At 34.0% G+C, this 20,654-nt stretch carries 21 protein-coding genes; 17 read left to right on the top strand and 4 right to left on the bottom strand.

Annotated elements, in window-relative coordinates; genetic code table 11:
• Positions 1-67 precede the first annotated feature (67 nt).
• The 12 genes from tig to ACFOWM_RS06750 all read left to right on the top strand — a co-directional run bounded on the left by tig (position 68) and on the right by ACFOWM_RS06750 (position 11,569).
• Positions 68-1,429 (top strand): trigger factor, encoded by a 1,362-nt coding sequence (gene tig / locus ACFOWM_RS06805; RefSeq protein WP_379708135.1) that lies wholly within the window; start codon positions 68-70, stop codon positions 1,427-1,429.
• A 174-nt stretch (positions 1,430-1,603) separates the two neighbouring features.
• Positions 1,604-1,954: a hypothetical protein gene (locus tag ACFOWM_RS06800; RefSeq protein ID WP_379708133.1), complete on the top strand. Its 351-nt coding sequence runs from the start codon at positions 1,604-1,606 to the stop codon at positions 1,952-1,954.
• Between the two features lie 44 nt (positions 1,955-1,998).
• A complete protein-coding gene (locus tag ACFOWM_RS06795; protein WP_379708131.1) occupies positions 1,999-2,580 on the top strand; it encodes a penicillin-binding protein activator LpoB in 582 nt (193 codons plus the stop codon).
• 45 nt (positions 2,581-2,625) lie between these two features.
• The gene (locus ACFOWM_RS06790) at positions 2,626-4,101 is read left to right on the top strand and encodes a COG3014 family protein (RefSeq protein WP_379708129.1); all 1,476 of its coding nucleotides are present in this window, start codon (positions 2,626-2,628) and stop codon (positions 4,099-4,101) included.
• Positions 4,102-4,234: 133 nt separating this feature from the next.
• Positions 4,235-4,963: an acyl-CoA desaturase gene (locus ACFOWM_RS06785; RefSeq protein WP_379708127.1), complete on the top strand. Its 729-nt coding sequence runs from the start codon at positions 4,235-4,237 to the stop codon at positions 4,961-4,963.
• On the top strand, positions 4,963-5,304 hold the full coding sequence (locus ACFOWM_RS06780) for a DUF1475 family protein (RefSeq protein ID WP_379708125.1): 342 nt from the start codon (positions 4,963-4,965) through the stop codon (positions 5,302-5,304). The genes ACFOWM_RS06785 and ACFOWM_RS06780 overlap by 1 nt, the downstream gene beginning before the upstream one ends.
• A 1-nt stretch (position 5,305) precedes the next feature.
• Positions 5,306-6,097: a DUF1295 domain-containing protein gene (locus tag ACFOWM_RS06775; RefSeq protein ID WP_379708123.1), complete on the top strand. Its 792-nt coding sequence runs from the start codon at positions 5,306-5,308 to the stop codon at positions 6,095-6,097.
• Between the two features lie 18 nt (positions 6,098-6,115).
• Complete coding sequence (locus tag ACFOWM_RS06770; RefSeq protein ID WP_379708121.1) at positions 6,116-7,144, top strand: SAM-dependent methyltransferase; 1,029 nt, start codon at positions 6,116-6,118, stop codon at positions 7,142-7,144.
• Position 7,145: 1 nt separating this feature from the next.
• Entirely contained in the window at positions 7,146-8,270 is a 1,125-nt protein-coding gene (locus tag ACFOWM_RS06765; RefSeq protein ID WP_379708119.1) for an alpha/beta hydrolase, read from the top strand.
• A complete protein-coding gene (locus tag ACFOWM_RS06760) occupies positions 8,270-9,523 on the top strand; it encodes an NAD(P)/FAD-dependent oxidoreductase (RefSeq protein ID WP_379708117.1) in 1,254 nt (417 codons plus the stop codon). The genes ACFOWM_RS06765 and ACFOWM_RS06760 overlap by 1 nt, the downstream gene beginning before the upstream one ends.
• Positions 9,516-10,316, top strand: a complete 801-nt coding sequence (locus ACFOWM_RS06755) for a DUF1365 domain-containing protein (RefSeq protein ID WP_379708115.1) — start codon at positions 9,516-9,518, stop codon at positions 10,314-10,316. The genes ACFOWM_RS06760 and ACFOWM_RS06755 overlap by 8 nt, the downstream gene beginning before the upstream one ends.
• Complete coding sequence (locus ACFOWM_RS06750) at positions 10,316-11,569, top strand: class I SAM-dependent methyltransferase (RefSeq protein WP_379708113.1); 1,254 nt, start codon at positions 10,316-10,318, stop codon at positions 11,567-11,569. The genes ACFOWM_RS06755 and ACFOWM_RS06750 overlap by 1 nt, the downstream gene beginning before the upstream one ends.
• On the opposite strand, the gene ACFOWM_RS06745 is transcribed toward ACFOWM_RS06750, so the two are convergent.
• The 4 genes from ACFOWM_RS06745 to ACFOWM_RS06730 all read right to left on the bottom strand — a co-directional run bounded on the left by ACFOWM_RS06745 (position 11,570) and on the right by ACFOWM_RS06730 (position 16,122).
• On the bottom strand, positions 11,570-12,913 hold the full coding sequence (locus ACFOWM_RS06745) for an MFS transporter (RefSeq protein ID WP_379708111.1): 1,344 nt from the start codon (positions 12,911-12,913) through the stop codon (positions 11,570-11,572).
• A gap of 70 nt (positions 12,914-12,983) precedes the next feature.
• Positions 12,984-14,531 carry an Rne/Rng family ribonuclease gene (locus tag ACFOWM_RS06740; RefSeq protein ID WP_379708109.1) on the bottom strand — a complete coding sequence of 516 codons (1,548 nt, stop codon included), beginning with the start codon at positions 14,529-14,531 and terminating at the stop codon, positions 12,984-12,986.
• A gap of 391 nt (positions 14,532-14,922) precedes the next feature.
• Positions 14,923-15,774 carry a tetratricopeptide repeat protein gene (locus ACFOWM_RS06735; protein WP_379708107.1) on the bottom strand — a complete coding sequence of 284 codons (852 nt, stop codon included), beginning with the start codon at positions 15,772-15,774 and terminating at the stop codon, positions 14,923-14,925.
• Between the two features lie 27 nt (positions 15,775-15,801).
• On the bottom strand, positions 15,802-16,122 hold the full coding sequence (locus ACFOWM_RS06730) for an HU family DNA-binding protein (protein ID WP_379708105.1): 321 nt from the start codon (positions 16,120-16,122) through the stop codon (positions 15,802-15,804).
• Positions 16,123-16,226: 104 nt separating this feature from the next.
• Here ACFOWM_RS06730 and mutY point away from each other — a divergent pair, with 104 nt between their 5' ends.
• The 5 genes from mutY to ACFOWM_RS06705 all read left to right on the top strand — a co-directional run bounded on the left by mutY (position 16,227) and on the right by ACFOWM_RS06705 (position 20,594).
• Complete coding sequence (gene mutY / locus ACFOWM_RS06725; protein ID WP_379708103.1) at positions 16,227-17,300, top strand: A/G-specific adenine glycosylase; 1,074 nt, start codon at positions 16,227-16,229, stop codon at positions 17,298-17,300.
• 118 nt (positions 17,301-17,418) lie between these two features.
• The gene (locus ACFOWM_RS06720; RefSeq protein ID WP_379708101.1) at positions 17,419-17,850 is read left to right on the top strand and encodes a single-stranded DNA-binding protein; all 432 of its coding nucleotides are present in this window, start codon (positions 17,419-17,421) and stop codon (positions 17,848-17,850) included.
• Positions 17,851-17,909: 59 nt separating this feature from the next.
• Positions 17,910-19,232 carry a gliding motility-associated protein GldE gene (gene gldE / locus ACFOWM_RS06715; protein ID WP_379708099.1) on the top strand — a complete coding sequence of 441 codons (1,323 nt, stop codon included), beginning with the start codon at positions 17,910-17,912 and terminating at the stop codon, positions 19,230-19,232.
• A gap of 20 nt (positions 19,233-19,252) precedes the next feature.
• On the top strand, positions 19,253-19,912 hold the full coding sequence (gldD, locus tag ACFOWM_RS06710; protein WP_379708097.1) for a gliding motility lipoprotein GldD: 660 nt from the start codon (positions 19,253-19,255) through the stop codon (positions 19,910-19,912).
• Between the two features lie 97 nt (positions 19,913-20,009).
• Entirely contained in the window at positions 20,010-20,594 is a 585-nt protein-coding gene (locus ACFOWM_RS06705) for a DUF3109 family protein (protein WP_379708095.1), read from the top strand.
• Positions 20,595-20,654 lie beyond the last annotated feature (60 nt).

The following is a 20,654-nucleotide window of genomic DNA, read 5'->3' as shown; positions in this document are numbered from 1 at the left end:
CGCACAAACGGAAGGATTTTTTTTAAAAAGCCCTCAATTTTTAAGTTGAGGTAAAAACACAATTAAAATGGCTACAGTAGTAAGAGAAAACATTGGTTTATTGCACGACAAGCTTATGGTAAAGCTTAACAAAGAAGATTATTTACCAGCATTTGAAAAAAAGCTGAAAGAGTACAGTAAAACAGCCAATATTCCTGGCTTTCGTAAAGGAATGGTGCCAGCAGGTATGATCAAAAAAATGTATGGCGCTGGTATTTTTTCTGATGAAGTATTACGTACCATCGAAAAAGAATTGTACACCTATTTAGATGCAGAAAAACCAGAAATTTTTGCACAGCCTTTACCAATGGATAATGAAATGAAACCATTGGATATGAACAACCCAACTGATGTTGAGTTCGCATTTGAAATTGGTTTAAAACCAGCGTTTACCTTAAACGATTTATCAAAAGCAAGTTTCACCCGTAATAAGGTAGCAGTTACGCCAGCAATGGTAGATGAAGAAATTACCCGTATGCAACAAAAGGCGGGCAAAATGGAAGAAAAAGAAGCCATTGAAAATAATGACAACGTCATCAATATTTTATTAGCTGAGGCTGATGAAAATGGTGTTGAAATAGAAGCTGGTATTGTAAAAGAAACCAGTATTGCTGTAAAAGATTGTAGTGCAGCCATGCAACAACAATTGTTAGGTAAAAAAGTAGGCGATAGTTTTATTAACACACTTGATAAAGCATTTGAAGGCGAATCATTAACCGCTATTGCACAAACTATTGGATTAGCTAAAGAAGATGCTGCGAATAAATTCTTTAAAATTACCATCAAAACCATTGGTGTTGTGGTGCCTGCTACTTTAGATGAAGCATTTTTCAACGAAGTTTATCCTGGTAAAGAAATTAAAACACTTGAAGCTTTAAAAGAAGCTTTACAAACTGAAATTGAGCAATATTGGGCTGCACAAACCCGTAACCAATTGCATGATCAGTTGTACCACTTTTTGTTAGATGAAACTAAAATGGAGTTTCCGCAAGCATTTTTAACCCGTTGGTTAAAAACAGGTGGCGATAAACAACGTACACAAGAAGAAGCTGAAAAAGAATATCCTACTTTTGAAAATCAATTGAAATGGACGTTGATTAGCGATACCATTATTCGTGATAACAAATTAGAAGTTACAGAAGAAGATTTAAGAGCTAGCATGAAAGAAGAAGTAACCCGTTACTTTGGCCAAATGAACATGGGTGGCGATTTAAGCTGGTTAGATAGCTACTTAGACAGAATGATGAAAGACGAAAAACAAGTTGATGCAACATACCGTAGGGTAGTTACTGAAAAATTATTTGATTGGGCTGAAAAACAAACCAACCCAACTGAAAAATTAGTAACGGTTGATGAGTTAGTGGCTATGCAACACAACCACCAACATTAATACCGCATTCATAATTTTTAAAAAGCCTCCAATTTTTTGGAGGCTTTTTATTTTTTGATGTACTGAAAAATGGAATCCCTAAACTTTTGTTAACGCTGTAACTTTTTATTTAATACATCGTTTAACCTTCAAATAATGGCTTTAAATTTGGATAACACTTTAAAAATTACCATCATGAAAAAAATATTACTTGCCGCCTTTACGTATGCCGCCGGTTTTGATGCTGGTGCACAAGATTTAGCTCCTGATCAAAATCCTAACTATAAAGTGAGCATGCAACAATATCAAAATAATTTGACTGCATTGCAAGCAACGAATAACACTACTATTCAAAATACTTACAAAGCATACGATTTTAGCACTGCAAAAGCGGAGCGTAAAGCAGAACGTAGGGCTAATAGGCAAGAGCGTAGGTTATTCAATAGTTACAACAATTTTAACTATTACGATCCTAATGCTTATTACAGAAATTACAATGTTCGTCCTTACCAATATCGTTATTACTACGGTTGGAGGCGCTGGTAAATCATGCGTTTATTTCTTTTTACTAACTTTTAAAATCTAACAAAATGAAACAATTTATTACATTATCAATAGCAGCATTATTATTCACTGTAAGTGCTTGTAGCCATAAAGTAAGCCGAATTGACCCTGCTGATACGCCAGATATTAACGGTAGCTGGAATAATACGGATAGTAGGTTAACTGCCGAAGAAATGATCAACCAATCATTAACTGGTAAATGGTTATCAGAGCATTTACAAGCTAAAGGCAAACGCCCTGTAGTGATTGTAGGTTTTGTTACCAATAAAAGTCATGAACATATTGAAGCTGAAACTTTTATGGCCGATTTAGAGCGTAGTTTTATTAGCACCGAAAAAGTAGGGTTGGTACAAAGCGGTAAAAAAAGAGAAGAGCTACGAGCAGAAAAAGCTGATCAACAAACCAATGCATCCGCAAGTACCATGAAAAAATTTGGTCTTGAAAAAGGTGCTGATTATATTTTACAAGGTTCTATCAACTCAATTGTTGATGCATATAAAAGAAAGAAAACAGTAACGTACCAAATCAACTTAGAATTAACCAATATTGAAACCAACGAAGTAGTTTGGATTGGCGATAAAAAAATTGCTAAGTACGTTAAGAACTAAAAATTACTATTCGGTATTTTTTCTTTCAAACAAAATTTTACGGAGATGTTTACCTCATTAAAACGGGCATGGGCAGTAGCGCTGTTAGTGCCCGTTCTACTATCATGTGCTTCCTACAATAAAATGATGGGCACCTATTATACCCAGCTACAACAACACGATTATGATAAAGCCCAAAAAACCATTGAGCATAACAAAATCATAAAAAGAAATAGAAATGCTCTATTGTACAATATTGAACTGGGTAATTTATATAGATTAAAAAATGATTACGCTAACAGCAATCGTTATTTTAATAGGGCGGATGCCATGTATGAAAATAATCAAAAATCGTTGGCAGATGTTGCTGTAGCTAATTTGCTAAACCCCATGCAACAATCGTATAGGGGTGAAGATTATGAGCCATATTTATTGCATTTTTACAAAGCCCTTAATTATTTTGCACTCAACCAACCCGAAGAGGCTTTGGTAGAAGCTAGGCGTATTTCATTAACCAATAATGCTCAAAATAATAAGTACAACAATAAAGATAAAAGGTATGTTAACGATGCTTTTGCATTAAACGTACAAGGGATGATTTACGAAGCTGCAGGCGACATTAACAATGCGTTTATAGCTTACCGTAATGCAGCTGATGTTTACCTTAATGCAGCAAACGAGTATTATGGTGTAACCTTGCCAACCCAGTTACAGCAAGATGTGCTGCGTACCGCCAATTTAATGGGCTTTAACGAACAAGTAGATAAATATGGTAAAAGTTTTACTGCCCAAACAACACTAACTGATACAAATAATATTGGTGAATTGGTATTGTTTATTGAAGAAGGTATAGCACCAATTAAAGAAGAACAAGATTTTATATTAACCGCTACCAATGATGGGTTAGGGAGTTTTAATTATGTAAATGGTTATGGTATTAATAGCAACTTTAATTTTAATTATAGTAACTATGGTATTAGCGAAACCAAATTATCATCTTTAAGGGTATTTCGTTTGGCATTACCCAATTACGTAGTACAATACCAACAACCACAAAATATTAGTGTAGGTGTAAATAATGTAAGCTATCAACCACAATTGGCACAAAATATTAATGCATTAGCGGTTAATATTTTGAAAGAACGTTTTTTAAATGAAATGGCGAATGCATTGGCTCGTCAACTAACTAAAAAGGTAGTTGAAAAAGGCACACAGTTAGCAGCTGAAAGTATTGCGAAAGCTGCTGATAAAAAAGAAGATAATAAAAATGCCGACGAAGCAGAAAAAGCAAAACGCCAAAAGGAAAAAGAAGAAAAAGCAAAGCAAGTAGGGCAAGTGGCAGGGTTGGTAATGAACTTAATTAACACAGCGTCAGAAAAGGCTGATACCCGTAATTGGCAATCGCTACCGGCTTTTATAAGTTACGTACGTGTACCTTTACAGGCAGGTGAAAACAACATCAGTATACAACATAACGGACAAACAATACCTTTGAAAGTAGTAGGCAAAAAAGGGTTGCAACTACAAAGCATACGTTTGTAATAATCAAAATTTGTTCAAAGTAATTTACCCTCAATCGTAAAATATAATTCGCCTCTTTACTTTTTATGTCATCTCTTTTTATCACCTTTACGTAGATAAATGAGGTATTGATTTTTTAAATAGTAAAGTTTTTATGGCGGTATTAGTTTTCTTTTTGGCACATTGGTTCTTGTCGTTGTTTTGTCAAACGTTTTTTTTACATAGATACGCTTCTCATAAAATGTTCAGTATGAACCGTTTTTGGGAGCGTTTTTTTTATGCTTTTACTGTATTGGTGCAAGGTTCCTCTTTTTTAAACCCAAGAGCCTATGCTATTATGCACCGCATGCACCATGCGTATAGCGACACAGAAAAAGACCCACATTCGCCTCATTTTTTTAAAGATGTTTGGCAAATGACCATGCAAACAAAAGAAATTTATGTGAATTATGTAAACAATAAAGTTGAGCCCGAAAAAGCATTTAGGGGTAATTATCCCGAATGGAAATGGCTTGATAAATTGTCAAACTATTGGAGTGTACGCATTGGGTTTGGTGTTTTGTACTTTTTATTTTATTTACAATTTGCAACATCTTGGTGGATGTTTTTATTATTGCCAATTCATTTTTTTATGGGACCAATACACGGTGCTATAGTAAATTGGTGTGGTCATAAATACGGTTACAGTAATTATGATAATAACGACCATAGTAAAAATAGTTTACCGCTTGACTTTTTATTAATGGGTGAGTTATTTCAAAACAACCATCATAAAAGTCCCAATAGCATCAACTTCGCCAAAAAATGGTTTGAGTTTGATCCTACTTACCCTGTAATTTTATTATTGAATAAATTACACATCATCAAACTTAAAAGACACTAATGCTAACTACGCTTTTAAAAATACTCATGTGTGTAGCACTTATATGGATGTGTTACGTGGTAATTACCACACAAATAGCCACACCATTATTTGAACACTGGGATTTTTTGGGCAGTATACCTTGGATGAAGGCCACCCTTTGGGACTTTTATACCAATGTTTTTATATTAGCGCTGTGGGTTTGTTACAAAGAAAAAAATTGGCTCAAAGCTGCATTGTGGATTATTGGTTTGTGTTGCTTAGGTAGTATTGCTACTACCGCATACGTATTGCTGCAGTTATTTAAAGTTAAGAAAACAGATAACGTTTTAGCAGTAATATTCACCCAACAAAATAATTAATATGCAGCCACTGGTTTATTATCCATTAATAGCTTTGGCCTTAGTTTGTGCCATTATGCTTTGTGCCTGGGTTTGGGGTACGGTTATTAAAAACTATAGTGTGGTTGATGCCTTTTGGGCAGCCAACTTTGCGGTAGTTGCTGTAATAATTTATGCGAATATCAATACATCATCTCACAGAACTTTACTTGTATCATTGTTAGCATTTATATGGAGCCTTCGCCTTACACTACATTTAGGTAACAGAATATTTTCACATATTAATGAAGAAGAAGGTAGGTACAAACAACTTCGAAAAGAGTGGGCTAATCATTTACACGTTAAGTTTTTTATTTTTTTTCAAATGCAGGCTATCAGTAATGTGTTGTTAGCATTTCCTTTTTTTATCATAGCATTAAACCCTTCACCAAACTTATCGTTTATTGAATACGTTGGTGCAGCCATTTGGGCCATAAGTATTGTGGGTGAAGCAATAGCAGATGTGCAATTACATCAATTCAAAAAAAATAGTTTAAATAAAGGTAAAGTATGCGATGTTGGTTTGTGGTTTTATAGCAGGCACCCCAACTACTTTTTTCAATTAATGATATGGATGGGCGTTTCAATTTTTGCCATTACAGCACCCTTTGGTATATGGTCATTGATAAGCCCATTGAGTATAGGTTATTTGTTGTTTAAAGTAACGGGTATACCTATGACAGAAGCGCAAGCAATCAAAACAAGAGGACAAGCTTACATTGATTATCAACAAACAACCAGCGTATTTATTCCTTGGTTTAAAAAGAAAATTTAATCAGCACAAATAAACATCATGCTCATAAACCAACTACTGCATAAAAATGTAGTACCTGATTTTTTAATAAGAATAGGTATCCGCAAATTATTAAAGCAACGTTTAAAAGATGAAACCAAAACCAATGTTGCTTTTCAGCAAGCACATTTAATGCAGTTAATTGCTGAATTAAAAGCATCACCCATTGCTATAAATACGGCAGATGCTAATGAACAACATTATGAAGTGCCCACTGCTTTTTACCAATATTGTTTAGGTAAACATTTAAAGTATAGTTGTGGCTATTGGAACGAAGGGGTCACTCATATTGATCAATCGGAAGAAGATATGCTGGCAATTACTTGTGAAAGAGCAGCTTTACAAAACGGACAAAAAGTATTGGAGCTTGGTTGTGGCTGGGGATCATTGTCGTTATACATGGCAGCTGCATTTCCACAAAGTTCTTTCACCGTTGTATCAAATTCTCGTACACAAAAGTTATATATCGATGCACAAGCAGCTGAACGTGGCATACATAACTTAACCGTTATAACGGCTGATATGAACAGTTTTTCATTAAATGAGCAGTTTGATAGAATTGTATCTGTTGAAATGTTTGAACACATGCGTAACTATGAACTGTTATTGAAAAAAGTAGCCAACATGTTACTACCAACAGGTAAATTGTTTGTACATATTTTTACGCACAAACATTTAGCCTATAAGTTTGAAGTGAAAGATGAAACGGATTGGATGAGTAAATACTTTTTTACAGGAGGTATAATGCCTTCAGATGATTTGCTTCTGTATTTTAATAATGACGTTACAATTGAAAATCATTGGCATGTAAGTGGCTTACACTATGCTAAAACTTCTGAAGCATGGCTTCGTAATATGGATGCTCATAAAGCTGAAATTATGCCTTTGTTTAAACAAACTTATGGCGAATCCGCAGCATTAAAATGGTGGGTTTATTGGCGTTTGTTTTATATGGCTTGCGCTGAACTTTGGAGATACAAAAATGGAGAAGAGTGGATAGTGAGTCATTATTTATTCAATAAAAAATAAGATGCTTAAATTATTATTAGGTGTATTGCTATTATTAGCGGCCTTTTTGGTGTTGTTTAGAGCGCCCAATCATTGGTTATGGTTGACATCAGTTGCCATTACCAACTTTCCGTACATACCCATGTTGTTGAGTATCGGTATCATTTTTTGGGGGTATCGTTCGCAGCAATACCAAATGGTAACTATGATTTTAGGTGTTATTTCTTTGGTTATTTATGCGTTGCCTATTGTAAATGCCTATAAAATGAACCAACGTTTGGCAAAAAACTTACAAGCAGCTTTTCCTAAAGATGTTACTATTGCTCAAACGCCGTTTTCTTTTTTTAATATGTTTCGTAAAAATGAAACAGTACAATATACAACACTTCAATACGCTGCCTATCCTGATAAAAAATTAATGCTTGATTTTTATGCTAACCACCAAAACAAAAAAGCACCGCTTGTAATTGTGATACATGGAGGCTCATGGCAAACCGGCGATAGTAAACAACTCCCTGAACTTAATAGTTATTTGGCTAATAGAGGTTACAATGTAGCCGCAATAAATTACCGATTAGCACCTGATTACAAAGCGCCTGCACCAGTTGAAGATACCAAAGCTGTTATTGATTTTTTTACACAACATGCTGCTCAGTATAATATTGACACCAATAATATTATTTTAATAGGACGCTCAGCCGGTGCTCAAATTGCATTGTGTACAGCTTACGTATTGCAATTGCCGAACATTAAAGGTGTAGTGAGTTATTATGGTCCGGCTGATATGGTGTGGGGTGCACAAATAAAAGTGAGTAAAAAAGTGTTAGATACTGAAACGATTTATAATAATTACTTTGGCGGTCAATACAACGAAGTGCCACAAAAATTTGTAGAAAGCTCAGCAACTGCACAAGCTACAACAAAGGCTCCACCTACTTTAATTATTCATGGTGCTATTGATCCCTTAGTATCGTACCAACATGCGGAGCGTTTACAAGTAGTATTGAATAAATTAAATATACCTAACTACTTTGTAGCGCTGCCTTTTGCAACACACGGTTGCGATTATAGTTTGAATGGTCCTGATGGACAAATTTGCACCTATGCAGTGCTACATTTTTTAAATGCAGTTGTAATCAATAAATAATGGAACGTTTAGCAATTATAGGAACAGGTATTGCAGGTATGGGTAGTGCTCATTTATTGAAAAATAAATATGAGTTAACCATTTTTGAACAGTTGAATTATGTGGGTGGACATACCAATACCATTACCGTAAACGAGAATGGTAAAACCATTTATATGGATACTGGTTTTATGGTATTTAATTTTGAAACCTACCCTAACCTCTGCAATTTATTTAAAGAAATTGAAGCGCCTATCAAAAAATCTGATATGAGTTTTAGTGTGCAACATACTCCTACAAAATTGGAATATTGTGGCTCAGGGTTAGTTGGTTTGTTTGCACAACGCAAAAATATATTCAACATAAAGTACATTAAAATGTTGATGGAAATTCAACGTTTTAATAAAGAAGCAGTTAACATAATTGACGACCCTACATTTCAACAATATTCATTAGGTGAGTTTATTAAGCATTTTAAGTTTAGTGATGATATGTTGTGGAAATACTTAGTACCCATGAGTGCTGCCGTATGGAGTACACCAATGGAGTTGATGTTAGATTTTCCTGCTGTTACCTTAATTCGCTTTTTTAAAAACCATGGTTTTTTAGGTTTAAATACACAACACCAATGGTATACTTTGCATAATGGGAGCCAAGCGTATAGAGAAAAATTAATAGCACCATTTAAACATCGTATTCATACAAACAATGCAGTTATAAAAGTTGCAATGCTTGAGGGTAAAGTGGCAGTATATACCACTAATGGCGATGTTCAGTATTTCGATAAAGTAGTAATGGCTTGCCATGCAGACCAAGCTTTGAAATTATTATCACAGCCAACTGCGTTGCAACAAAGTTTATTGCAGCATTTTAAATACCAAGTAAACACTGCCACAGTGCATACTGATACAAGTGTAATGCCTAAAAATAAAAAAGTATGGAGCAGTTGGAATTATAGAATTGATGAAGTTAACGGACAATTATTACCCACTACTATTTATTGGATGAACAGATTACAACAGGTTTCTGAAAATGTAAACTATTTTGTAAGTATCAATGCTATTCCAAATACAATTGCACCACAACATCTTATTAAAGAAATTCATTACGAACACCCATTGTTTGATGTTGCTGCTGTAAACGCACAAGCCGATTTGCATTTGTTGAATGAAGCTGGTCCTATTTATTTTTGTGGTAGTTATTTTAAGTATGGCTTTCATGAAGATGCTTACACTAGTGCCGTACAATTATCAAAAATATTATTAAGTGAATAGCTGTTTATATAAGGCTACAGTAATGCACCATAGGTTAAAGCCTAAGCAGCATCGTTTTCACTATAATGTTTTTATGTTTTATGTTGATATTGCTGAGTTGCCCCTTTTGCATAAAAAACTAACTTGGTTTAGCGTTGAAAAATTTAATTTATTTTCATTTAAGAAGAAAGAACATTTACAATTTCCGCCACATAATCCCAACACTGAACTTAGTTTACGAGCACAAATAACAACCTATTTACATTCATTAGGTATAACAATTACCAATGAAAAAATAATGTTGCTTACAAATATGAATGTGTTAGGCTATAACTTTAACCCGGTATCGTTTTACTATATATTGAATGAAGTTGATGAGCCACTTTATGCCATTGCCGAAGTGAGTAATACCTACAGAGAAATGAAACCTTATTTTTTTGATGCTTCAACTTTTGAAAACAATCAGTTTCAATTAAATACTACCAAGTATTTTTATGTATCACCATTTTTTGACCATGATGCTGATTTTAATTTTTCATTACAAGTGCCTGGTCACAAATTGCATATTAAAATTGATACGGTACAACAGCAACAGAAAGTATTCATTAGTACATTATCAGGTAAAAGGCAGCCATTAACCAACAAGGCTTTATTGTGGTATAGCCTACAGTTTCCGTTAATTCCGTTACGTATCATGTTTTTAATTCATTGGAACGCACTATTATTGTGGTTAAAAAAAATACCCTATCACCCAAAAGCTGCAAACCCACACTTGCAGCAAAACGTATATCGAAAATATAAAAGCAAACAATAATGTCGTCACCAGCATCAACATCAACCCAAACGGCTGAAATAATAGGTAATTTTTATCAGAAAATTATTTTGGGTATGTTTCAAAAAATGGAACATGGGCAAATGCGTATTGATTTACCTAATGCTCAAACATTATATTTTGGTAACGATGATGGTACCCTTCAAGCCAATATCAATATTAAAACTTTTGATTTTTTTAAACGTTGTGTACTGTATGGCGATATTGGTTTTGGAGAAGCTTATACCGATGGCGACTGGGATACAGATAATATTACCAATGTAATTAAATGGTTTTTATTAAACATTGATAATGCCCCAAGTGTATCAGGAAGTTCTGTAAAATCAATTGTTTTGAACTTGTTGAAAGCTGCCAATAAAATTTCGCATTTACGAAATAAAAATTCGCTTACGGGTTCACGAAAAAACATTGCAGCACATTATGATTTAAGCAATGATTTTTTTGCACTTTTTTTAGATGAAACTATGACTTACTCATCTGCTTATTTCGCTGATAAAAATCTTACTTTACAACAAGCGCAAGAAGCTAAGTATGATCGGCTTTGTAAACAACTACACTTAAAACCTACGGATCATGTGTTAGAAATTGGCAGTGGCTGGGGAGGCAATGCCATTTTTATGGCTAAAAATTATGGTTGTAAAGTAACTACATTAACTATTTCTGAGGAGCAGTTTAAATTAGCAAACGAACGTATTGTTGCTGCTGGTTTGCAAGATAAAATAACAGTGCTCATTCAAGATTATAGAACCATGACGGGCACTTTTGATAAAATTGTATCTGTTGAAATGATTGAAGCAGTAGGGCATAAATATTTAAAAGCGTATTTTAAAAAGTGCCATGAGCTGTTACACCGACAAGGTATTTTAGCGATACAAGCCATTACTTGTCCGGATAGCAGGTACCATCAATTACGTAAAGGTGTTGATTGGATTCAGAAACATATTTTTCCAGGTTCGTTATTGCCTTCAGTAGCTGCAATGAACAATGCTATTAACCAAACAGGCGATTTAACGTTGGTTGATTTAAAAGATATTGGTCTTGATTATGCTACAACTTTAGCAACATGGCGAATGCAGTTTAACAACAATGCTGCACATATTCGTTCACTTGGTTTTGATGAAGCTTTCTTACGCAAATGGAATTATTATTTTTCGTATTGTGAAGCGGCTTTTGCTATGCGTAATATTAATGTAATGCAATTGGTATATACAAGGCCCAATGTAACAATTAGGTGATTATTGTGAAGGCAATTCTTTAAACCTACTAAATATGGCAGCTGCAAAGCAACACAATGCAAAACCAACCAATCCGTTTAAACGAATACCAAAGTCGTTGTTAACATCTTTACCATAAATTAGCAACATCGCAAATAGTGCAATGCCTACTGTTTGTGCAACTTTTACAAAAAAGTAACGTACAGCAAAATATACCGCTTCCTTATTTACACCAGTGTGTTTACTATCTTGTTCAATAATTTCAGCTAAAATAGCTACAGGTAAAATGTTGAGTGATGCTACGGGTATAGCAGCAATTATCACTAAAATATAAATTTGCAACGTTGCGTTCATTGGCAAATTTCCTAAAAAGAAAATGCCAGCAAACACAACTGATAATATTAATAACGATACCAACACAATTGGTTTTTTACCCACTTTAGCTGATAAGTAATTTACCACAGGGTAAAAAATAAACGAAACCAAAATCATGGTTATCATTAGCTTATTACCAATCGTTTCTGGTAGTTGCAATAACACCGTTACAAAATATAATAAGCCTGATGTAATGATGGTTACACCAATAAAATAAGCTACATCAGCCACAATAAATTTTAAGAAATTACTATTTTGTAAGGTTTGTTTTAAAGCAACTTTTAAAGAAATAGTACTTGGTGTTGCGTTGGCATATTTTTTTTCATTGATACCAAACGCTGCTAAAGCCATCATTAACGCAGCTAATACACTTAAAATGATAACGGTATATTGTATGGAAACAAGCCTGTTTTCAGCAATGCCATTATGATAAAAACTATCAGCAATATTTAGTGCATTTGATGCTATTGCAATACCAAAAACATACCCTAACGATTGCCAAGTTGAAAGCTCCACTTTTTCTTTTGAAGTGGTTGCAAGCTCCGGTAATAGTGCATTGTAGGGTATTATAAAACTTGTTGAAGCTATGTAAAATAGTGCCAAAGTAAACATGAGCCAAACAACATTTACCGTACTTATACTTACTTGTAAAGGAAAAAATATGCCGCAACAAAATAGTAATGATGGTATAATGGCCCATCTCATAAAAGGTATTCGTCTGCCTTTTTTGTGGCTACTTTTATCACTTAATTGTGCAACAAATGGGTCCCAAAATGCATCTGCTAAACGGCCACTCACTGTAATGAGCGATATCAAATTAAATGCACCAAAAATTACCGCTTGGCTAATTAACAGTGGTATATTACTACCAGTTGGTGGCGCATATAAGTAAACCAATAAAACACTAATAAGGTTGATCATGATACTCCAACCCATCATACCAAATGCATAAAATATTTTACCTAATAACGGGAAACGCTGTTGTTGCATTTTACGAAGTTAGGTGCTTATTTAATTCATATGCAGGCATAAAAAAAGCTACCGTGTAGGTAGCTCTTATTTATAATTTAATTTCTTCTTCACTATCATCAAAAAAAGTAAACTGTGTTAACGTGTTATTGGTGTTGGCTTTTATTTTTATGTTTTGTTTGTACTTCCAACTCCATTTTAAACGCTTGCTAAACAAACCCTTTGTTAAGTAAGCATGCACAATAGGGTGTACTTCAATGGTAAGCCCAGTATGCTTTTGCATAATTAAGTAGCTAAGGTTTTTGCCTATTTCATCTTCTAATATTAAGGTAGATGATATTTTGCCTGTGCCATTACAACTCGGACAAACTTCCATTGTATTTACCTTCATTTCAGGCTTCATACGCTGACGAGTCACTTGCATTAACCCAAACTTTGTTAATGGTAATACAGCATGTTTAGCCCTATCTGGTTGCATAAACCGCTCCATTTCATCAGCAAGTTTCTTTTTGTTTTCAGGCAATTTCATGTCAATGAAATCAATCACAATAATACCGCCCAAATCTCTTAACCTTAATTGGCGTGCTATTTCTTCAGCTGCTTCTAAATTGGTTTCTAAAGCATTTTGCTCTTGGTTGTTGCTTACACTTTTATAACCACTATTCACATCTATTACATGTAAAGCTTCTGTTGGCTCAATAATTAAATAGGCGCCACTTGGTAAGTTCACTGTTTTTCCAAAAGATGCTTTTACTTGTTTGGTAATACCGTACTGGTCAAATATAGGTAAGTCGCTATTGTAGTGCGATAATATATCTGACTTATGGGGTGCTATCTTTTGAATATAGCTTTTAGTATCAGTAAAAATGGTTTTATTATTTACAACAATTTTATTAAAATCTTCGTTGAGTAAATCCCTCAACATACTATTGGTTTTACCTTGTTCACTCAAAATTTTTTGAGGAGGTACGGCACCTTTTAAACTTTTTTGTATGCCTTTCCAAGTAGCTTCCAAACTCAATAAATCTTCATGTAAATCAGCTGTTTTCATTCCCTCAGCAGCAGTACGTACTATCACACCTAAATTATGTGGCTTAATAGCTTCAATAATTTTTTGCAGTCTTTTTCTTTCGTCTGATGAGTGAATTTTTCTTGAAACAGCAACAATGTTTGTGAAAGGTGTTACTACAACATAACGACCAGGTAATGATATTTCGCAGGTTAATCTTGGTCCTTTTTGTGCAATAGGTTCTTTTAAAATTTGAACCAACACATTGGGTTTGCCGTTCATTACCTCTGTAATTTTACCTGTTTTTATAATTTCGGGCTCAACATTAAATTTGGCAAAATCAAACCCATGCTCTGTATGTTCGTGCATGGCAAGGTGCGTAAATTTCAATAATGATTTTACGTACGGACTTAAATCAGTGTAGTGAAGAAAAGCATCTTTTTCAAAGCCTACATCTACAAATGCAGCATTAAGGCCTGGTATTAATTTTTTTACCCTACCAAGGTATATATCACCCACAGCAAAGCCAGCATCAGCTTTTTGGCTGTGTAACTCTACTAGTTTTTTGTCTTCTAAAAGCGCAATTTCTGTGCCTTCAGCAGCAGCATTTATTATTAATTCCTTTGTCAAAGTGTATAAGTTTTGATAGACCTGCACACGTTCAAGCTATTTATTAAACAGCATGTCTCATACCCCAAAATAATTGGTACTGTTAAGTTCATTGCATTAAAAGGCAATACTTAACTAACAATAATTTAAGTGGGAAGAATACAATAAATAACACAACACTACGACAGCCAGTGCCATAATGTTGTGTTTATTGAGTTAAAGCGGAATGAGGAAAGCCGCTACCGTGTAAGGAGAAAAATTATTTCTTCTTATGACGGTTCTTTCTTAAACGTTTTTTACGCTTGTGTGTAGCTATTTTATGACGTTTTCTTTTTTTACCACAAGGCATACTTGGTCTTTTTTGTGTTTAATAAATAATTTTTAAAATAAATATATGTATTGCTACAATGTGTTATTTCAATGATTTAATGCGTTCATCAACCTCTTGGGTGTAATGAACATCGCTGATAAGGCGTTTACTAACGTTATACCATTTTATGGCATTAGCTTTATCACCTTTTCCAGCATAAGCATCAGCTAAAAATGCAATCGCTTCTTTGTTATTTGGTTCAGCAGTTACCACTTTATTTAATCGCTCAATTGCTTTATCAAATTGACCCGATACCAAACCGCCGATACCTAAAACAAGCTGCGCCTGATAATTAGTTGAGTCTTTTCGTACCACTCCTAACAACTCTTGAATACCTTTCATTGTTTCTTGTGGATCTCCATTACGGCCTTTGCCGAAAATGTAGCAGCTACCTAAGCCAACCCTTAACGTATCGTTATTAGGGTTTATTTTAATAGCTCTTTCAAAAAGATCAATTGCTTCTGTTGTTTCCCAATTTAATTTCGCCTCATCCTGTTCGTTTCTTAGGTTGCTTAAAATTAATTGGGCTGCGAAGGTGAGGTTTTTTTCTGAATTATCCAACTTTGCGGCGGTAGAAGTGTAAAAAACAAATGGTTCGTACACTTTTGCACTGTCTTTCCAAAAATCTGCAAGGGCAATATTGGCTTTAATAGTTTGGTCAGCCACATCACCTCTGGTAATATTATTCTCTAATTTTGAAAGGAAAATAGCTTGTGTAGGCGATAACTTAGCCTTTTCTGCTAATATAAATTGTTGAATATCAAATACTTTCTGTGTTTCTGTTGCTTTATTTGCGGCAACGGTTGTTTTTTTGTTAGATGTTGTTCTTCCAAAAGTGAAAAGTAATACCACCACAATTAAGCCTGCACCAGCTACTATCAATTGTTTTTTCAAAGCTTCAAATTTTGGTGCAAAGTTACGTTAGTCTTCGTTGTCAGACTCTATTTTTGGCTCAACTTTAATATCTGCTGCTTTAATTTCCTTCATAAATTCTTTTGAAGGTTTAAAGGCAGGTATAAAATGTTCAGGTATTGAAACCGCAACATTTTTTTTGATATTTCTACCAATTTTTGCTGCTCTTTTTTTAATAATAAAACTACCAAACCCACGTACGTAAAGGTTTTCGCCAGATGCTAACGATGATTTGATCTCTTTAAACATGGTTTCTAACGTAACCAACACATCAACTTTTGGTATGCCTGTTTTATCAGAAATTTTGTTGATTAAATCTGCTTTTCTCATTGCGAATGTTATTATGTATTGTAAACTACGATATATATCAACTAAAAAAAAATATATTTAGCAGTTTTTAATAGCTGCTTAAAACAATAATTTTGCAAATCTGCATGAACAATTCTAAAGAAAATAGCTTTTTTACAAAAAAATTATTGTGGTGGAATGAGCAAAGCAATAATCGCACCATGCCATGGAAAGCCGAAAAAAATCCTTACAAAATATGGTTAAGCGAAATTATTTTGCAACAAACCAGGGTGGAGCAAGGTTTGGCTTACTATAATCGGTTTGTAACGCAATACCCCACCATTGAAAAATTAGCATTGGCAAATGATGATGATGTGTTTAAACTATGGGAAGGGTTGGGCTATTACTCAAGGTGTAAAAATTTATTGGCAACAGCCCGTATAGTAGCTTTTGAGCATAATGGCATTTTCCCCAATTCGTACGAAAGCATTTTGGCTTTAAAAGGCGTTGGTCCGTACACCGCTGCTGCAATTGCATCATTTGCATACAACCAGCCTTACGCAGTAGTGGATGGTAATGTATTAAGGTTGTTAGCCCGTTTTTTTGGTATTGCAACGCCTATTGATAGTACCATCGGTAAAAAAATATTTACAACGCTAGCGCAACAACTTATACAAAAGCAGCCACCAGCCACTTACAACCAAGCGATTATGGATTTTGGCGCTACAGTTTGTAAGCCACAGTTGCCCCTTTGTACTACCTGTGTTTTGCAAAAGAAATGTAAAGCGTTGCAACAAAATGAAGTATCATCTTTACCCATAAAAACTAAAAAACTAATTATAAAAAACAGGTTTTTCTTTTTTGTAGTGGCAATTTATCAGCAGCAAGTATATGTACAAAAAAGAGTGGAGAAAGATATTTGGCAAAATTTATGGCAATTTATTCCGTTTGAAATGCCTGCCAATATGAGTTTTGATGCGTTGCAGTCGAGTGAATCATTTCAAAATATATTTACAAAACCGTATCAAGTAAAGTTTGTTTCAGCGCCTTTAAAACAAAAGCTCACCCACCAGCATATTGAAGTTACTTTTGTAGTGTTACAATTACAACATCCATTACAATTGCTACAATGGCAATTGCAACCTGTAAAGCAGCTGCGGCAATTACCTTTTCCTCGTATTGTTACACAGTTTTTTGAAAATAACACATCGTTTACTTAATTATTTGAGGTAGTATATAATTTAAAATTTAATGTATCTTTAAAATTGTTGATTTTTGTATTGGTTTAAATTTTTTGAAACGGATGCTCCATCGGTACAAATAAAATAATTGAACTTTATGAGAGGTGTAAACAAAGTGATGTTAATTGGCAATTTGGGTAAAGACCCCGAAATGCAGTTTTTAGAAGGAAATATTGCTGTGGCAAAGTTTTCGTTGGCAACTACTGAATCGTATAAAGATAGAAACGGTAGGTTGATATCACAAACTGAATGGCACACGATTGTTTTGTGGAGAGGTTTGGCCGAGTTGGCGCAAAAATATTTACACAGAGGTAGTTTGGTATATGTTGAAGGGCGTTTAAAAACCCGTACTTGGGAAGATAAAGAAGGCAATAAAAAATTTGCAACAGAAATTGTTGGCGAAAATTTAATTATGCTTGATAAACGTACAGAAGGTATGCAAGCGAATGGTATGGATATTCCAGATTTTAATGATGATGATGTGCCACCTTCGGTTGATGAAAATGGAAACGAAAGGTTGCCATTTTAAAAGCCGCCCCATAAAAATATTGTTCATTTAAATACCCAGTTTTGGATTATCATTCGATTATGGCAGCATTGCAACTGCCTTTTACATTTTTATTAGTATTGCCTGCACTTACAGGTGTACTCATTTTTATTGCAATATTGTTTTTTATTATTTCATTTTTAATAGCAGGTAGCGAAGTTGCTTTTTTTTCACTATCGCAAAAAGAAATCAACGTTTTAAAAACCAAACAAAAACCCTCATTTGGTAGAATTGTAGCACTTTTAGAACAACCTAAAATTTTATTGGCTTCTATGCTTATTACCAATTGTTTGGTAAATATTGGCATAATACTCATTGGTAATATTTTGTTTGATGATTGGTTGAAAACCATTGAATACAGTTTTTGGACAAAGTTTTTCATAAAAGCCATTAGCATTACCACTTTTATTTTATTGTTTGCAGAAATATTACCAAAAGTTTGGGCCACACATAATAAAGTGTTGTTTGCATCTTATGCCTCTTTAATTGTTGAAATTTTTAATAGCATTTTTTATAGATTAAGCAAACGTTTGGTAAAATTCAGCGATCGTTTAGAGAAAAAATTATCGCCAGAAAAAAGCACGCCTGATGCTGATAGTTTAGACCAAGCGATTGATTTACTGCCAGAAGACGAAGCAACAACTGAAGAAAAACAAATTTTAAAAGGTATTCAAAAATTTGGGGATACGCCTGTTAAGCAAATTATGCGTACCCGTTTAGATGTTAATGGTATAGAAGAAAGCACCAGCTTTAGTAAACTTATACAAACAGTTGAAGAGCTACATTACTCAAGGTTACCGGTATATAAAAATAACCTCGATGAAATTGTTGGAATGCTCCACACCAAAGATTTATTGCCACATATTAACGAAGCACCTGATTATGATTGGAAGCAACATATTCGACCTGCATATTTTGTACACCAACAAAAACAAATTGAAGATTTGCTGCAAGAGTTTCGATTAAAACGAAACCATTTTGCCATTGTGGTTGATGAGTTTGGTGGCACATCAGGTATTGTAACCTTGGAAGATATTATGGAAGAAATTATTGGCGAAATTAAAGATGAGTTTGATGATGAAGAAAGTGCCAATAAAAAAATTGATGATTTTACATATATATTCGAAGGTAAAATGATGATCAACGATGCTTGCAAAGCCATGAAATTAAGTGCCGACACTTTTGATGAAATACGGGGTGAAAGTGATTCAGTTGCAGGGCTTGTATTAGAAATTGCAGGCGAATTTCCACAAACGAATTCAGTACTTACGAGTGGTAACTTTTCGTTTGTGCCTTTAGAAATTAATAAAAATAGAATTGACAAAGTAAAAATAATGATTCAACCAAATGAAGCAGTATCGTAATGCTTCATAAAAAAATATACATGAAGGGTTTTAAATACAACTTTTTTTATAGTTTACTTTTTTTAGGAGCAATAGGGGCCTCATGCAACAGTAATTACACTTCCAAAAAAAAGGGATATTATCACATTGATTTGCCACAAAAAAAGTATGTATTGTTTGATGAGCCAGGTATGCCTTATAGTTTTGAATACCCTACGTATGCAAAAATTATAAAAGATAGTACCTATTTTGACGCTAACCCTGAAAACGATTTTTGGCGCAACATCGACTTTGCTGATTTGAATGCAAAAATATTTTTGAGCTATAAACAAATAGGGGGTAAGGCGCTGTATAAAGTTAAATTAGCTAATGGTAATTATAAAGATTCGTTCGGCATCAATGAATACGATCGTATGATTAACGATGCTTTCAATCTTACCAATAAAAACGACGATATCGCTACATCAAAAAAAGACAGTCTTTTTACCACTAAAAATAACATCAGTGGTTTACTTTTTAAATTAGGTGGTAATGCGGCAACCGCAAGGCAGTTTTTTATGACGGATACTACCAAAAATTTTATTAGAGGTGCACTGTATTTTTATGCATCACCCAATGCAGATTCATTAAAACCTGTGGTTGATTTTTTGCAAAAAGATATTGATCATTTAATCAGCACTTTTAAGTGGAAAAACAAGTAAGTAGGTCATTTATTTACAGCACTTTTTTATTTACTCAATAAGATATTATACTGCAACATCTTTTAGTTATCTAGCTTTAAAATGTATTTTTGTAATAATGATAGCAATTGACAATGTTTTACTGAGCGATCAAATTATTACTGATCAGTTTGTTTGCGACCTCACCAGTTGTAAAGGTGCTTGTTGTGTTGATGGCGATGCAGGTGCGCCACTTGATGTAAAAGAACTCAAAAATATTGATGAAGTGTTTAATGAAGTGTTACCTTATTTGCGTAAAGAAGGTATAGATGAAATTAACAAACAAGGTAGATATGTATACGATAAAGAGTTTGGTTGGGTAACACCTACCATTAACAGTAAGCTTTGTGTGTACGGTATTTATGATGAAAATGGGGTAGTAAAATGCGGTATTGAACAAGCTTATTTAGACGGAAAAATAAATTTCAAAAAACCTATTAGTTGCCATCTTTTCCCCATCATTGTTAAAAAAAGTAAAGATGGTGTTACTGAATTAGCCAATTACGAACCTAGAGAAGATCATTGTAAAGCGGCATGTAGCTTAGGTAAAAAATTAAAAGTGCCAGTGTATCAATTTTTAAAAGAACCGTTGGTACGTAAATTTGGAGCACCATTTTACGAAGCATTAGATGCTACCGCTCAACATTTAAAAAAGCAACCATAAATTTTAACAGCGATATTTAAATCACAAAAACATATCAATACTTATTAAACGGTAAGTATT

It is taken from the genome of Ferruginibacter yonginensis, assembly GCF_042651465.1.
Taxonomy (GTDB): domain Bacteria; phylum Bacteroidota; class Bacteroidia; order Chitinophagales; family Chitinophagaceae; genus Ferruginibacter; species Ferruginibacter yonginensis.
The sequence above is the reverse complement of the archived record's forward strand: the minus strand, read 5'-3'. Positions and strand labels throughout refer to the sequence as shown.